The following is a 14722-nucleotide window of genomic DNA, read 5'->3' as shown; positions in this document are numbered from 1 at the left end:
ATGGGCGCAGAGTTCGGCCGGCCGTCCGGCGCGCAGGGCAGGATCTCCCAGTGGCTTCGCCGACGTGCGCGTGGTGGCGCCGAGGCGAGCGCGGACGTCGAGAGTGCCCGCCGCGAGGACCTGCTGCTCGCCGTCGCCGCCGCGGGGCTGCCGCTGGCCCCCGCCGCCCACCCCGCCGGGTACCGATGTTCGTGCGACCGCATCGGCTGCCCCACCCCCGCCCGGCACCCCGTGTCCTTCGCCTGGCAGACGCAGTCCACCACCGACCGCGGGCAGCTCGAACGCTGGGCCAGGCACCAGCCCCAGGCCAACTTCATCACCGCGACCGGCATGGTGCACGACGTCCTCGACGTGCCGCTGGACGCAGGGCGCGCCGCCCTCGCGCGGCTGCTCGCCGCCGACGTGGAGGTGGGCCCCGTCGCCGAGTCCGAGGGCGTGGGCGACCAGGGCCGGATGCTGTTCTTCACGGCGACCCGCGGCACCCCCGAGGACGAGGACGAGTGGTGGCCGTGCGAGCTGGACTGCCACCCGGAGACGATGGACGAGCACCCCGGCCTGCGCTGGCACTGCCGCGGGTCGTACGTGCTCGTGCCGCCCGCACGGCTGCCCGGTGACCTCGCCGTCGGCTGGGTCCGGGGGCCCGAGTTCCCGCTGCCCGACCCGCTGACGCTCCTGGAGATCCTCACCGACGAGTGCGCGCGGTACGCGGAGGCGCCCGGGCAGGGCGCCGACGACGAGGCGGGCGCGGCGGCCTGGCCGCTGCGGGGGTAGCGCGGCGGTCGCGGGGCCGGTCCCGCGACGGGCGGCGAACCGGTCCGGCCGAAGCGCCGCGGGCTATTCGCCCTTCGCCCCCACCAGCCCCTGCATCCGGCTGAGCACCTTCACCCTGCCCGTGCCCCCGGGGTCGAGCGCCACCTGGTTCGAGACGCGCTCCAGCATCACGGACTGCTTGGCCTCGCCCTTCATCAGGGCCTTCACGTCCGCGTCCACGGTGACGTTGAGGCCCTTGGACGCGGTCTGCTTCTCGTAGTGGTGCGTGGCGAAGAACACCAGCGCGCCGCCGTCCTTCGTGCGCAGGCCGAGGGGGGCGAACGCGCCCTCGGTGCGCGGCTCGTCGATGTACTGGACGGCGAGGCCGAGGCGCCGCTTGTTGCGGTCGCGGGCCTCCTTCCACTGCGAGGTGTGCGGGCCCGGCGCGAACGTGTCGCCGCCCGACTTCAGGTACGTGCTGTACTCCCCGCTGAGCCGCCGCGGCGCCACCGCGAGGCCCGCGCCGCCGACGGCGACCGGCACGACGTGGCCGTCCCCGTCCTTCTTCAGCTCGGGCAGTTGGTCCGGCCGCACCAGGTTCAGATACGTCGCCTCCCACAGCGCGTCCGCGCTGTCCCGGGTGAACGCGATCAGCCAGCGGTAGCCGTGCGGCTTGCGGTTGGCTTCCGCGTCGACGACGAACCACCGCGGCCAGCCGGCCTTCTTGGGGATGGAGTACGTCACATCCGTCAGCTTCAGCGGCACGTACCGGGCGTTGCCGTCCGGGTGCTGCACCTGCCGGGCCTTCAGGCCCGCCTGGTTGATGGCGCCGAGCGGGCCGGTGACGCGGGCGGCGTCGAGCGCCGGGTCGTACGCCTTGTCCGCCTTGTTGTAGGCGGTGAGGAAGTCCTTCAGCGCGCGGGCGGCCTCCGGTTTGGTGGCCGTGCGGACGACCTCACGCTCGCCGTGCACCGTCACGCATCCGCTCGCCGTCAGCGAGAGGACCGCCACCGCCGCCGCGTACGAGACCGGCCGGCCGAGCCTGCGAACCCTGCTCATCGGATACCTTCACCTACCCCTTCCCGGGCCCGAACCCTATCGGGGCCCCGAAGGCGCCGGACGCCGGGCTCCGGCAGTGCGGCAGACGTCCTCAAGAGCCCGCAGTGTCCGCACTGGCCGGATTCGCCGGTTCCGGGGCGGGCGTGCGCGGCCGGGCCCCGGACGGGGCCAGGAACAGCGCGAGCACCGGCACCAGATACAGCGACCACACCACGACCTGGATGACCGTCGGGTTCGGCTGGAAGTTGAACACGCCCTTCAGGAGCGTGCCGTACCAGCTGTCCGGCGGGATCGTCGCGCTGATGTCGAACGCCTTGTTCCGCAGACCGCCGATGAACTCGGCCTCCTGCAGGTCGTGCACGCCGTACGCGAGCACGCCCGCCGCCACCACGACCAGCATCGCGCCGGTCCAGGTGAAGAACTTCGCCAGGTTGATGCGCACCGCGCCGCGGTAGAACAGCCAGCCGAGGGCGATCGCCGTGAGCAGCCCGAGGAGCACGCCGAGCAGCGGCGCGTGGGTGCCGTCGTTGGACGCCCGCACCGACGCCCACACGAAGAGGGCCGTCTCCAGGCCCTCGCGCCCCACGGCCAGGAACGCCGTGGCGACCAGCGCCGCCGTGCCCATCCGCAGCGCCGCGTCCAGCTTGCCGTGCAGGTCGGCCTTGAGGTGGCGGGCGGTGCGCCGCATCCAGAAGACCATCCACGTCACCAGGATCACCGCGACGATCGACAGCGAACCGCCCAGCGCCTCCTGCGCCTTGAACGTCAGCTCCTGCGAGCCGAAGGTCAGCGCGCAGCCGAAGCCGAGCGAGAGCGCCGCCGCGACCCCGACGCCGGTCCACACCGGCACCAGCGCGTCCCGCCGCTCGGTCTTCACCAGGTAGGCGATGAGGATGCAGACGACCAGGCTGGCCTCCAAGCCCTCGCGCAGGCCGATCAGGTAGTTGCCGAACATCGCCTCATGCCTTCCCGGTGAACAGCGCGCGGCCCCACCAGTCGTTCGTGTCCCGCACGCCGGGCGGGATCGCGAAGACCGCCGAACCCACGTGCTGGATGTACTCGTTGAGCGCGTCCGACGCGGCGAGGGAGCGCTGCACCGGGATGAATCCCTTGCGGACGTCGCGCTGGTAGGCCAGGAAGAACAGGCCCGCGTCCAGGCGGCCCAGGCCGTCGGTGCCGTCGGTGAAGGAGTAGCCGCGGCGCAGGATCGTCGCGCCGCCGTTGCTCCTCGGGTGCGCGAGCCGCACGTGCGCGTCCGGCTTCATCGCCCGCAGGAACGGCTCGTCGCGCTCCTTGGCCTTGCCGACGGCGGCGCCCTCGCCCTTGTCGCGGCCGAAGATGTCCTCCTGCTCCTGGAGCGAGGTGCGGTCCCAGGTCTCGATGTGCATGCGGATGCGGCGGGCCACGAGATAGGAGCCGCCGACCATCCAGTCGGGGCCGTCCTTCGCGCCGACCCACACGTGCTCGGCGAGGGCCTTCCCGTCCGTGCCGGAGATGTTGCGGGTGCCGTCCTTGAAGCCCATCAGGTTGCGCGGCGTCTGTGCCTCGGGCGTCGTCGACGACGTCTTGCCGAAGCCGAGCTGCGACCAGCGGATGGCGACCTTGCCGAAGCCGATGCGCGCGAGGTTGCGGATCGCGTGCACCGCCACCTGCGGGTCGTCGGCGCACGCCTGGACGCACAGGTCGCCGCCGCCGCGGGCCGGGTCCAGGTTGTCGCCGGGGAACTTCGGCAGGTCGACCAGGGCCTTCGGCCGCTTGCCCGTCAGACCGAACGCGTCGCCGTACTTCTCGAACAGGGACGGGCCGAAGCCGATCGTGAGGGTCAGGCGGGAGGGCTTCAGGCCGAGGGCCTCGCCGGTGTCGTCCGGGGGCGCCTCGGCGAGCCCGCCGAACGCGCCCTCGCCGACGGCGTGCCCGGCGGTCATCCGCGCGGCCGCCTTCGTCCACTCCTTCAGGAGCGTGACGAACTCCTCGCGGTCGTCCGTCTTCACGTCGAACGCCGCGAAGTGCAGCCGGTCCTGCACGCCCGTCGCGATGCCCGCCTGGTGCGCGCCGTGGAAGGCGACGGCCGCGCCGGTCGCGCCCGCGGGCACCACGTCGTCGCCGGAGTCCGAGCGTGCCATCGCCACCGCGCCGCCCGCCGCCGCGGCGCCGAGCGCGAGCCCGGCACCGCCCCAGCCGAGCAGCGAACGCCGCGACGGGGCGCCCGCGTCGGCGCGGTCGGTGTGCTGGGTGTCGTCGGTCTGGCCGGTCTGGCCGGTCTGGTTGGTGTCCTCAGTCATGGCTGTGCCTCCCCGCGGTGGAGCTGCGCCTCACTTGGACTTCTTGACGACGGCCGCCGCCAGCTTCGACAGCGGCTCCGCGAGCGCGTTCACGCCGTCGTGCAGCTCCTTGCGGTCCGCCTTGCCGACCTTCTCGTAGGAGGTGAAGGTGTACGAGTCCGGGCCCGCGCGGTGCGTGTCGAGCAGCTTGTCCAGGGCGGCGAACTGCTTGTCCAGCTCCTTGGCGAGCGCCGGGTCGTTCTCGGCGGCGACGGGCCGCAGCAGCGCGTACGCCTTCTCGGCGCCCTCGACGTTGGCCTTGAAGTCGACCAGGTCGGTGTGCGAGTAGCGCTCCTCCTCGCCGGTGACCTTGCCGGTGGCGACCTCGTCGAGGAGCTCCTTGGCGCCGTTGGCCATGGAGGACGGCGTTATCTCGGCCTTGCCGACGCGCTTCTGCCAGTCCGTGAGGTCCTTGTCGAGCCGGGTCGCGAGGTCCTTCTCGCGCTGCCCGATCTTCTTGTCCTTCCAGAGCGCGCGCTCCAGGCGGTGCCAGCCCGTCCAGTCCTTCGCCAGGTCCTGGCCCTCTTCGAGGCCATCGGCCCGCACGTCGACCTTCGGGTCGATGTCGCCGAAGGACTCCGCGACCGGCTCGGTGCGCTCCCAGCCGATGCGGGAGGGCGCGTACGCCTTCTTGGCGGCCGCCAGGTCGCCCTTGCGCACGGCGTCGGTGAACACCTTCACCTTGGGCATCGTCTCGTCGGCCTGTGCCTGCGTGTACGCGCGGTACTCGGCGACGGCCTTGTCCAGGCGCGGGTCCCGCTCGGCGACCTTTCCGCCGCCGGTGGCCCGCACGTCCTGGCGGATGCCCTTGCCCTTCATGCCGGGCACACAGGCGATGCGGTACGCGCCGGCCTTCACCTCGGCGGTGAGGTTCTGCTTGGTGCCGGGGCCGATGTTCTCCCGCTCGGTGACGATGCGGTCGTCCGGGAACAGGATGTACACCTCGGTGACCTTGGAGCCCTTGTTCTCCACGGCCAGCTCGACGTGGCCGGCCGGGAACTCCTTCTTCGACACCTCGCACTTCTTGTCGCTCGCGGTCACCTTGACGGCGTCGTCGCCCGCCTTGCTCTTCTCGGTGCAGCCCGTGACGGCGGCCAGCGCCGCGGCCGTGGTGACAGCGGTGAGGGCGGTGAGACGGGCGCGGCGCATGGGAACTCCAAAGGGGGCGAACTGGCACGAAGGCACACAGAAGAACTGGCGTGTCGGGCCAGTGAGGTGGACCTAACTTAACCGACCCTTACTTCGGGCTTATTCACGAGGAGGTAAAGCGCGGGTCAAGCGATGGTGCGCAGCGGCGTGACCAGCGGCGCCCCGGTCCGCGGGTGCGGGAACACCTCGATGGGCTGCCGGTACACGTCCGAGAGCAGCCCGTCCTCGAAGACCTCCCCGGGCGCCCCGTCGGCCGCGACCACCCCGCCGTCCAGGATCACCGCCCGGTCCGCGTACGCCGCCGCGAGCCCCAGGTCGTGCAGGACGACCACCACCGCGTCGCCCGCCGCGGCCCGTTCCCGGCACACCCGCAGGACCAGCTCCTGGTGGCGCAGGTCGAGCGCGGCCGTCGGCTCGTCGAGCAGCAGCAGCGGGGCGCGCTGGGCGAGCACCCGGGCGAGCGCCACCCGCGCCCGCTCGCCGCCGCTGAGCGCGGAGAACGGCCGGGCCGCGAACGCGCCCACCTCGGTCGCCGCCATCGCCGCGCGCACGATCCGGTCGTCGTCGTCCGCGCGGCGCGTCCCGGCCCACGGCGCCCGGCCCATCCGGACGACGTCCTCGACCGGGAAGGGGAAGGACAGGGTGGCGGACTGCGGCAGGACGGCCCGGCGCAGGGCGAGTTCGCGCGCGGGCCAGTCCGGGGCGGGGCGGCCGCAGACGCGCACGGTGCCCGCGTCGGCGGGCAGGTCGGCGGCGAGGGCGGCCAACAGGGTGGACTTGCCCGCGCCGTTGGGGCCGACCAGGGCGAGCACCTCGCCCGCGCGGGCCGCCACCGTCACGCCCCGCAGCACCTCACGGCCGCCGAGCCGCACCCGCAGGTCCGCCGCCTCGGCGAGCACGTCGCCGGGTGCGACGGGCTCGGGCAGCACCCGGTCGCGTACCCCGAAGATCCGCTTGCTCAGTGTCCCGATCATGCCCAGCCCCCTTGCTTGCGGCGGGTCCTGCGCAGCAGCCAGAAGAAGAACGGGCTGCCGAAGAGCGCGGTGAGCACGCCGAGGGGCAGCTCGGCGGGCGCGGCGACCGTGCGCGCCGCGAGGTCGGCGCCTACCAGGACCACGGCCCCGCCGAGCGCGCTGCCCGGCACCAGGAACCGGTGCCCCGGCCCCGCCGCCATCCGCAGCAGATGCGGCACCAGCAGCCCCACGAACGTGATGATCCCCGCCACCGCGACGGCCGCCGCCGTGAGCAGCGCCACCACGAGCACGAGCACCATCCGCAGCCGCTCCACGTCCACGCCCAGATGCCGCGCGGGCCGCTCCCCGAGGGCGAGCAGATCCAGCTTGCGGGCGTACAGCGGCGCGACGAGGAGCCCGGCCGCCGCGCACGGCAGGACGGCGAGCACCTTCGGCCAGGTGGCCTGCGCCAGCGAGCCGAGCTGCCAGAACGTGATCTGGGTGACCTGCGCGTTGTCCGCGAAGAACAGGAAGAGGCCGATGAGCGCACCCGCGAAGGCGTTCACGGCGATGCCGGTGAGGATCAGCGTCACGACCTCCGTCCGGCCGCCGTCGCGCGACAGGACGTACACGAGCAGCACCGTCGCGAGCCCGGCGACGAACGCGCACACGGTGACGGTCCAGTTCCCGAAGAAGCTGAGCCCGAGGGCGATCGAGGCGACCGCGCCGACCGCCGCGCCCGAGGAGATCCCGATGACGCCCGGCTCCGCGAGGGGATTGCCGAACACGCCCTGCATCAGCGCGCCCGCGCACCCGAGCGACGCGCCGACGAGCAGCGCGAGCACCACGCGCGGCAGCCGCACGTTCCACAGCACGCTCTCGCCGACCCGGTCGAGCGCGTGCCCGCCGAGGCCCATGCGGTGCTGGACGGAGGCGAGCACGTCGCCGAGCGGGATGTCGTAGGCGCCGATCCCGGCGGAGAGCAGGGCGAGGAGGGCGAGGGCGGCGGTGAGGGCGGTGGTGAGGAGGAAGGGGGCGTTGCGGCGGGTGGGGCGCGGAAGGTCGGTGGGATCGGCGGGGGCTGCTTCGGTTGCCGCGGGGGCGTCCTGCCCGGTGCCCGGTCGTGCGGCGAGCGTCACTTGGCGTCCTTGTAGAGCTGGTCCACCAGGGACTTGAGGACCTGGTCGGTGCGGGGGCCGTAGTTGAGCAGGACGCCGTCCTCGATGGACACCACCCGGCGGTCCATGCCGGCGGGCGTCTCGGCCACGCCGGGGATCTTCACCAGGCCGTCCATGCCGCCCACGGAGTCGAGGCCCTTCGACATCACGAGGATCGCGTCCGGCGCGGCCTTGGCCAGGGCCTCGCTGGTGATGGCGGTGAAGTCCTTCCGCAGGCCGGACGCCTTGCCCGCGTCCACCGCGCCCGCCGCCTCCAGGAGCGAGCCCGCGCCGGACTCGCGCCCGCCGAGCAGATAGACGGAGGCCGATCCGCGCAGGTAGAGGAAGGCGACCCTGGGCTTCTTCGAGTGCTTCGGCACGGTGCCGCGTACCTTCGAGATCCGCTGCTCGGTACGGGACTTGAGCGCGGCGCCCGCCTTCTCGACGCCGAGGGCACGGGCCACCGCCTCGATGCGCGGGCCGACGTCGGCGAGGCTCTTGGCCGGTTCGAGGACGACGAGGGGGATGCCCGCCGAGCGGATCTGGTCGATGGCCTCGGCGGGGCCCGTCGTGGTGTCCGCGAGGACGACCGTGGGCTTCAGGGACAGCACGCTCTCCGCCGAGACGTCGTGGGCGCGCGTCACCACGGGCAGCTTCGCGGCCTGGTCGAAGGTGGCGGTGATGTCGCGCGCCACCACGTTCCTGCCGAGTCCGAGCGTGAAGACGATCTCGTTCAGGCTGCCGGTCAGGGGCACGATCCGGCTGGTGTCCTCGACGGTGACCCGCTTGCCGTCGGCGGACTTCACGGTCGCGGGCAGCTTCGGCTCCGCCTTGGCCGCAAGGGGCTCGACGCGGTCGGCGGGCGCGGCCTTGGCCCGCGTCCCGCCGCCTCCGGTGCCGCCGCCGTCGCCGGACGAGCCGCACCCCGCGAGGGTGAGCGCGAGCGCGGCGGTCACCGCGCTGACGAGGCCGCCGATACGGAGTGAGCGCGGCTTGCGCACCGAAGTCCACCGTCCTGTCGTGCTGTTGAGGTCTGTGGCCGTCGAGGTGTCCCGGACGTCCGAGGCCGGTGTGGCGTGGGGTTCCGCGCCACGATGATCGTAGTTTAGGTTAGCCTTACCTTATTGACTAGACCTGGAGGGGTCCGATGCCGTCGCCCAGACAGCCGCGCCCGCGCCGCGGCGCCCGCGTGGGAGCCGTGGCCGTCCTGGCCGCGCTCCTGGGAGCGCTGCTCCCCACGACCGCCGCGCACGCGAAACCGAGCACCGTGCAGGGCGGCAGGCTCGACTGGGGCGTCAAGTCCTCCTTCCAGAGCTATGTCACCGGGCCCATCGCGAAGGGCAGTTGGAACCTCCAGGGCGGCGCGGCGACGGTCGGCGGCAGCCAGTTCCGCTTCCACTCCGCCAAGGGCTCCTACGACCCCGACACCGGCGCGTTCACGGCTGGCTTCTCCGGGGGAGTGCACTTCACCGGGCACAAGAAGGGCGGCTCGTACGCCCTCGACCTGACGATCAGCCGCCCCACGGTCAAGGTCTCCGGCGGCTCCGGCACGCTCTACGCCGACATGGTCAGCAAGGAGAAGGGCACCGGCAAGGTCACCTCGACCGCCCAGGTGCCGCTGGCCAACCTGAACGTCTCGGGCATCGACATGAAGGGCGGCACCGGCCCCGTCGCCCTCACCAACCTGCCCGCCACGCTCACCTCGCAGGGCGCCAAGGCCTTCGCCGGGTACTACACGGCGGGCACCCGGCTCGACTCGGTGAGCCTGTCGACGGACCTGGTCGCGGGCAAGGGCGGCGCCGACAAGCCCGGCGGGTCCGGCGACAAGCCGTCGAAGAAGCCCGGCAAGAAGTCCGACGAGAAGGCCGACGCCAAGAAGGACCGGGCCGCCGGGCGCATCGAGGACGCCGCCGTCGACTGGGGCGTGCGCCGCACCTTCCGCGAGTACGTCTCCGGGTCCATCGCCAAGGGCAAGTGGACGCTGTCGTCCGGTGCCGAGGACGGCGGCGCGCTGTTCCGCTTCCCCCAGGGCAAGGGCTCGTACGACGAGAAGAAGCACACCCTGGGCGCCGACTTCGCCGGTGCGGTCCGCTTCACCGGCAAGCACGGGCTCGACATCCGGCTGAGCGAGGTCGCCGTCGGCGTCAAGGACGGCGAGGGCACGCTGTACGCCGACGTCGAGAGTGCGGGCGGCGCGGGTGGCGCGGGCTTCAAGAAGAAGAAGGCCCCGCTGGTCACCTTCGCGGGCGCCGGACTGAAGGAACTCAAGCCGCGCGACGGTCTGTTCGCCGTCACCGAGGCCCCCGCGAAACTCACCGCCGACGGCTCCAAGGCGTTCGGCTCGATGTACAAGCCGGGCACCGCCATGGACCCCGTCTCGCTCGCCGTCGCCGTCGACGACGAGGCGGAACTGCCCGCGCTGCCGGACCTCGGCTCCACCCCCGACCCGAAGAAGGCTACGTCCGACGCGAAGCCGAAGGCGGCCGCGAAGCCGGAGTTCGCCGACTCCGACGAGTCCGGCGGCTCGTCGAAGGCGCTCCCCATCACGCTCGCGGCGGTGGCCGCGCTGCTCGTCGCGGCGGCGTTCGCGGTCCGTTTCGAACGGCGGCGCCGGGCGGCACGGGCGGCGTCCGCCGGTGGTGACGGGGGCGGCGATGGTGACGGGGGCGACGGTTCCTCCGGCCCGACCGGCTCCGCCGCATCCGGCTGAACCCCGGGGGAGCGGAGGGCGGTTGAGGCCGGGACACCTGCCGCCACGGAACCGCCCCGCCCCACCCCCTCCGGCCCCCTCCCCGCTCCCGGGCTCCCCCCCCGCAACGCCCGCGCATCCGCACCCCCGTCCCCAGCACCCCCCCAACTCCCCATTCCCCCCAATCCCCCTATCCCTCTCCCTTCCCGAGGAGCACACAGCCATGGCAGTCACCCGTCGCCCCATAGCCCGCGCGGCCGCCGTAGCGACGGCCGTCGCGCTGGGCGCCGCCGCGCTCGCCCTGCCCGCCGTCGCCGCCGACGCGCCCTCCGGGGCCGCGTCCGGCGCGCCGAGCACGGCCGCCGAGCAGAAGGCGCCGTCGGCCTTCACGATCACGGACGGCACCCTGGACTGGGGCTTGAAGGAGTCGTTCCGGAAGTACGTCACGGGCATGGCGCACGGCAAGATCAAGGCCACGGGCGGTGCCGAGCAGGCGCCGGGCAACGGGGTGTTCACGTACACCGGCGGCAAGGGCACGTACGCGATGGCGGACCACGCCCTGAAGGTCGCCTTCAAGGGCCAGGTCCGCTTCACCTCGACGCAGCACAAGTTCGACATCAGCATCGCGGACGTCAAGGTGCACACCAAGGGCAAGACCGGGGCGATCCAGGCCGACGTCACGCTCAACGGCGCCAAGCAGAACGACATCGACCTCGCGACCCTCGACCTCAGCGAGGTCCGGCCCGGGCAGGGCCAGGGCGGCGCGATGACGTTCAAGGACATCCCGACGGCGCTCACCGAGAAGGGCGCGAAGGCGTTCAACGGCATGTACCAGAAGGGCCAGGTGCTCGACCCGGCCACGCTGACGGTGAAGCCCGGCGGCCCGGCCCCGCAGCCGACGCCCACCAAGCCGACCCAGAAGCCGACGTCCAAGCCCACGACGCCGACCTCGAAGCCCACCCCCAAGCCGACGGAGCCGACCGCGAAGCCGTCGTCCGGCACCGGCGGGGCGGCGGGCGACAAGGCCGTCGGCGGCAAACTGTCCTGGGGCCTGAAGGAGTCCTTCCGCCGCTACATCTCCACGGGCGGCAGCATCCAGACGTCCGGCGGCGCGAAGAAGACGTCGGCCGGGTACGCCTTCCCGTACGCCAAGGCGAGCTGGAACGCCGGGGCCAAGAAGATCGACGCGTCCTACGGCGGCAGCGTGCGGTTCCTGTACAAGGGCCACGGCATCGACGTGAAGTTCAGCGACTTCAAGGTCCGGGCGCGCGGCAAGACCGGCACGCTGTCCGTGGACGTGAAGGCCCAGGGCCGCACCAGCAACGACGTGAAGTTCGCGACCCTCGACCTCTCCCGGGCCTCGTACCAGGCGAAGAACGACGTCGTCGTGCTCAGCAAGGTGCCGACGCGGCTCACGGCGGCGGGCGCCAAGCAGTTCGAGAGCGAGGCGGCCGGGTCCCCGTACAAGAAGGGCGAGAAGCTCGACCCGATGACGGTCGCGCTCACCCTGTCCGACGCGGCCCGGATCCCGTCGCCCGCGGGCGGCGCCGGTGACTCCGTCGATGGCGCTGACGGCGCTGACAGTGCGGCCGCCGGTGGCGGCGGCAGTGTGGGCGGCGGTGGCGGCGGCAGTGTGGGCGGCGGCGGTTCGGTCGGCGGCAGCGGGTCGCTCGCCGCGACGGGCTCCGACACGCCGTCGGGGGCGCTGCTCGGCGCCGCGGGCGCGGTCGTCGTGGCCGGGGCCGGGGTCGTGTACGCGGCGCGACGGCGGCAGGTCGTCCGCCCGAGCCGCCACGCGTGATCGTCCGCACTGGCCGAACCGGTCGTACGGGCCGTACCGGCTGACCCGGCCGACCTGGCGGGCTCGGCCGAACTGACGGCGGGTACCCGGCGCTTGGCGCGCCGGGTACCCGCCGTCAGCCGTGTGCAGGGTGGGGCGCGTGATGCTTCAATGCCCGGGTGAACGCAGAGAACGAACATGGCACGGACGCCTCGTACCGCGCGCAGGGCACGCAGGGTGCGTCGGACGGGCCGGGAGCACGGGACGCGGCGCACGCCTGGGGCGGGCCGGACACGCGGGACACGGCGGGCCTGCCCGACGTGCACCACGGCATCGACGTCCTGCGGGTCTTCTGCGCCCCGGACGGCCGGTACGGCAACGAGCTGGGCGTCGTACGGGACGGCACGCGGGTGCCCGAGCGGGCGGACCGGCAGGCGCTCGCCGCCAAACTCGGCTTCAGCGAGACGGTGTTCGTCGACGACCCCGAGCGCGGCGCCGTCGACATCTACACGCCCTCGACGCGGCTGCCGTTCGCCGGCTACCCGTGCGTCGGCGCGGCCTGGCTGCTCGACGTGCCCGAGCTTGTCACCGCCGCCGGGGCCGTCGAGGCCCACCAGGACGGGGAGTTCAGCTGGATCGTGGCGCGGGCCGACTGGGCGCCGGGGCGGACGCTGCGCCGGTACGCGTCGGCGGCCGAGGTGGAGGCGCTCGCGGTGCCCCCGGCGGGGGAGTGGATCTACGCCTGGGCGTGGGAGGACGAGGCGGCGGGGCGCGTACGGGCGCGGGGGTTTCCCGGGCGGGGCGACGGCATCACCGAGGACGAGGCCACCGGGGCGGCGGCGCTGCTGCTCACCCGCGAACTGGGCCGCGCCCTGAACATCACCCAGGGCCGCGGCTCCCAACTGCTCACGGCCCCGGGCCCCGACGACTTCATCGAACTGGGCGGCCGGGTGACGTTCCCTCAGCCGCCGACACTCGTCTGACAGCTGAACGCGGCGGGACGGGCATGTGGAGCCCGTCGTGGGGGTCCCCTGCTCCGTCAGGGCTTGGGGGAGGTCGAGGACGAGCGCGCGGCGCGACAGACGTCCACCGACGTGGGGGCGGCGGTCAGGCCGACAGCGGGAACTCGGCGCCGAGCTCCCGGAAGACTGCCGTGTTCAGGGCGAACGCCCGCTTGCACTCGTCGACGATGCGCTGCTTCTCCAGGTCGTCGGGGACGACCACGTCGAGGCCGTCGAGCAGCTCGCGATAGCTCCGCTTGAACGCGGCGGGGTTGGCGATGTCCTCGAAGACGTAGAACCGCACGCCGTCGCCCTTGCGGTCGAAGCCCCAGGTCTTCTCCGCCTTGCCGCGGATGATCTGCCCGCCGGACAGGTCCCCCAGATAGCGCGTGTAGTGGTGGGCCACATAGCCGCCCGGCCAGGTCCGCGCGCACTCCTCGACCCGCGCCGCGTACGCCGCCGTGGCGGGCAGCGCCGCCAGCCCCGCGCGCCAGTCGGCGCCCCGCAGGTGCGCGAGGTCGCGCTCCAGCTCGGCGACCCGGGCCAGCTCGGGCCGTATGAACGGCCCCGCCACCGGGTCCTCGCGCAGGGCCTGCGCGCCGTCCTCCAGCGCGCGGTACACGAACCACAACTGCTCCGTGTACCTCGCGTACGCGCGCACGTCGAGGCGGCCGCCGAGCAGGTCGCTCATGAACGTCGACGACTCCGCCTCGGTGTGCTGTTCGTGGGACGCGGTGCGGATGAGCGTCGAGAACGTGGGGGGCTGAGTGATCGCCGAGTCCATGGGGTCCTCCGGAGCCGAAGAAGGCGGGAAACCAGTGTGGCCAGGACCGATCATCCAAGGTTAGGCTTACCTAAGTCAACTGGTTCCCGACATCCTGTCGGTAAAAACGGTACCCCGTCCCCCGTCGGGGATGCGTAAACGATCAAAAAAGGCCGCCCCAGGACCTGGGGCGGCCTTTTTTGATCGTTTACGGCAGCGTGAGGATCTCCGCGCCGGTCTCCGTCACCACCAGCGTGTGCTCGAACTGCGCCGTCCGCCTGCGGTCCTTGGTCACGACCGTCCAGCCGTCGTCCCACATGTCGTACTCGTGCGTGCCGAGCGTCAGCATCGGCTCGATCGTGAACGTCATGCCGGGCTGGATGACCGTCGTCGCGTGCGGGCTGTCGTAGTGCGGGACGATCAGCCCGGAGTGGAACGACGTGTTGATGCCGTGGCCGGTGAAGTCGCGCACCACGCCGTAGCCGAAGCGCTTGGCGTACGACTCGATGACACGGCCGATGATGTTGATCTGGCGGCCGGGCTTGACCGCCTTGATCGCGCGGTTCAGGGACTCCTCGGTGCGCTCCACGAGAAGCCGCGACTCGTCGTCCACCTCGCCCACGAGGTACGTCGCGTTGTTGTCGCCGTGCACGCCGCCGATGTACGCCGTGACGTCCAGGTTGATGATGTCGCCGTCCTTCAGGACGGTGGAGTCGGGGATGCCGTGGCAGATGACCTCGTTGACGGAACTGCACAGCGACTTCGGGAAGCCGCGGTAGCCGAGCGTCGACGGGTAGGCGCCGTGGTCGCACATGTACGCGTGCGCGATGCGGTCCAGCTCGTCGGTGGTCACGCCGGGCGCGATCGCCTTCGCGGCCTCCGCCATCGCGCGCGCGGCGATGCGGCCCGCGGTCCGCATCAGCTCGACGGTCTCCGGGGTCTGCACCTCCGGTCCGCTGTACGGGGTCGGCGCGGGCTTGCCGACGTACTCCGGGCGCCTGATGTTTCCGGGCACGGGGCGGGTGGGAGAGAGCTCCCCTGGAACGAGCAGTGACTGGCCAGACATGCCAGCGAGTCTAACGAGCGTCCGTGGGGCAGCA

General features: G+C 72.7%; 13 protein-coding genes. 4 read left to right on the top strand and 9 right to left on the bottom strand.

Features of this window, described 5'->3' with window-relative positions:
- Positions 1-771 carry a bifunctional DNA primase/polymerase gene (locus IE274_RS19190; RefSeq protein ID WP_190117002.1) on the top strand — a complete coding sequence of 257 codons (771 nt, stop codon included), beginning with the start codon at positions 1-3 and terminating at the stop codon, positions 769-771.
- 63 nt (positions 772-834) lie between these two features.
- On the opposite strand, the gene IE274_RS19185 is transcribed toward IE274_RS19190, so the two are convergent.
- The 7 genes from IE274_RS19185 to IE274_RS19155 form a co-directional block, all read right to left on the bottom strand.
- On the bottom strand, positions 835-1809 hold the full coding sequence (locus tag IE274_RS19185) for an SCO2278 family lipoprotein (RefSeq protein ID WP_190117001.1): 975 nt from the start codon (positions 1807-1809) through the stop codon (positions 835-837).
- 91 nt (positions 1810-1900) lie between these two features.
- Positions 1901-2764: an iron uptake transporter permease EfeU gene (efeU, locus tag IE274_RS19180; protein WP_190117000.1), complete on the bottom strand. Its 864-nt coding sequence runs from the start codon at positions 2762-2764 to the stop codon at positions 1901-1903.
- A 4-nt stretch (positions 2765-2768) separates the two neighbouring features.
- The gene (gene efeB, locus IE274_RS19175; RefSeq protein WP_190116999.1) at positions 2769-4091 is read right to left on the bottom strand and encodes an iron uptake transporter deferrochelatase/peroxidase subunit; all 1323 of its coding nucleotides are present in this window, start codon (positions 4089-4091) and stop codon (positions 2769-2771) included.
- Positions 4092-4121: 30 nt separating this feature from the next.
- Positions 4122-5279: an iron uptake system protein EfeO gene (efeO, locus tag IE274_RS19170; RefSeq protein ID WP_190116998.1), complete on the bottom strand. Its 1158-nt coding sequence runs from the start codon at positions 5277-5279 to the stop codon at positions 4122-4124.
- Positions 5280-5404: 125 nt separating this feature from the next.
- Positions 5405-6253, bottom strand: a complete 849-nt coding sequence (locus tag IE274_RS19165; RefSeq protein ID WP_190116997.1) for a heme ABC transporter ATP-binding protein — start codon at positions 6251-6253, stop codon at positions 5405-5407.
- Complete coding sequence (locus IE274_RS19160) at positions 6250-7371, bottom strand: FecCD family ABC transporter permease (RefSeq protein WP_190116996.1); 1122 nt, start codon at positions 7369-7371, stop codon at positions 6250-6252. Before IE274_RS19160 ends, IE274_RS19165 begins: the two co-directional genes overlap by 4 nt.
- Positions 7368-8390 (bottom strand): heme/hemin ABC transporter substrate-binding protein, encoded by a 1023-nt coding sequence (locus IE274_RS19155; protein ID WP_190116995.1) that lies wholly within the window; start codon positions 8388-8390, stop codon positions 7368-7370. Before IE274_RS19155 ends, IE274_RS19160 begins: the two co-directional genes overlap by 4 nt.
- A gap of 146 nt (positions 8391-8536) precedes the next feature.
- Here IE274_RS19155 and IE274_RS19150 point away from each other — a divergent pair, with 146 nt between their 5' ends.
- The 3 genes from IE274_RS19150 to IE274_RS19140 all read left to right on the top strand — a co-directional run bounded on the left by IE274_RS19150 (position 8537) and on the right by IE274_RS19140 (position 12841).
- Positions 8537-10099: an HtaA domain-containing protein gene (locus IE274_RS19150; protein WP_190116994.1), complete on the top strand. Its 1563-nt coding sequence runs from the start codon at positions 8537-8539 to the stop codon at positions 10097-10099.
- A gap of 202 nt (positions 10100-10301) precedes the next feature.
- A complete protein-coding gene (locus IE274_RS19145) occupies positions 10302-11879 on the top strand; it encodes an HtaA domain-containing protein (protein WP_190116993.1) in 1578 nt (525 codons plus the stop codon).
- A gap of 311 nt (positions 11880-12190) precedes the next feature.
- Positions 12191-12841, top strand: coding sequence for a PhzF family phenazine biosynthesis protein (locus IE274_RS19140; RefSeq protein ID WP_190117076.1), 651 nt, complete (start codon positions 12191-12193; stop codon positions 12839-12841).
- A 124-nt stretch (positions 12842-12965) separates the two neighbouring features.
- On the opposite strand, the gene IE274_RS19135 is transcribed toward IE274_RS19140, so the two are convergent.
- A complete protein-coding gene (locus IE274_RS19135; RefSeq protein WP_190116992.1) occupies positions 12966-13643 on the bottom strand; it encodes a biliverdin-producing heme oxygenase in 678 nt (225 codons plus the stop codon).
- 187 nt (positions 13644-13830) lie between these two features.
- On the bottom strand, positions 13831-14688 hold the full coding sequence (map, locus tag IE274_RS19130) for a type I methionyl aminopeptidase (protein ID WP_190116991.1): 858 nt from the start codon (positions 14686-14688) through the stop codon (positions 13831-13833).
- Positions 14689-14722 lie beyond the last annotated feature (34 nt).

Source organism: Streptomyces flavofungini (assembly GCF_014650815.1).
Lineage (GTDB): Bacteria > Actinomycetota > Actinomycetes > Streptomycetales > Streptomycetaceae > Streptomyces > Streptomyces flavofungini.
Note: the sequence above shows the minus strand (reverse complement) of the source record. Positions and strands in the feature narration are given on the sequence as shown.

Coding starts and splice junctions, on each gene's coding strand:
- IE274_RS19190 (WP_190117002.1), top strand. CDS start 1: ATGGGCGCAGAGTTCGGCCGGCCGTCCGGCGCGCAGGGCAGGATCTCC.
- IE274_RS19185 (WP_190117001.1), bottom strand. CDS start 1,809: ATGAGCAGGGTTCGCAGGCTCGGCCGGCCGGTCTCGTACGCGGCGGCG.
- efeU (WP_190117000.1), bottom strand. CDS start 2,764: ATGTTCGGCAACTACCTGATCGGCCTGCGCGAGGGCTTGGAGGCCAGC.
- efeB (WP_190116999.1), bottom strand. CDS start 4,091: ATGACTGAGGACACCAACCAGACCGGCCAGACCGGCCAGACCGACGAC.
- efeO (WP_190116998.1), bottom strand. CDS start 5,279: ATGCGCCGCGCCCGTCTCACCGCCCTCACCGCTGTCACCACGGCCGCG.
- IE274_RS19165 (WP_190116997.1), bottom strand. CDS start 6,253: ATGATCGGGACACTGAGCAAGCGGATCTTCGGGGTACGCGACCGGGTG.
- IE274_RS19150 (WP_190116994.1), top strand. CDS start 8,537: ATGCCGTCGCCCAGACAGCCGCGCCCGCGCCGCGGCGCCCGCGTGGGA.
- IE274_RS19145 (WP_190116993.1), top strand. CDS start 10,302: ATGGCAGTCACCCGTCGCCCCATAGCCCGCGCGGCCGCCGTAGCGACG.
- IE274_RS19135 (WP_190116992.1), bottom strand. CDS start 13,643: ATGGACTCGGCGATCACTCAGCCCCCCACGTTCTCGACGCTCATCCGC.
- map (WP_190116991.1), bottom strand. CDS start 14,688: ATGTCTGGCCAGTCACTGCTCGTTCCAGGGGAGCTCTCTCCCACCCGC.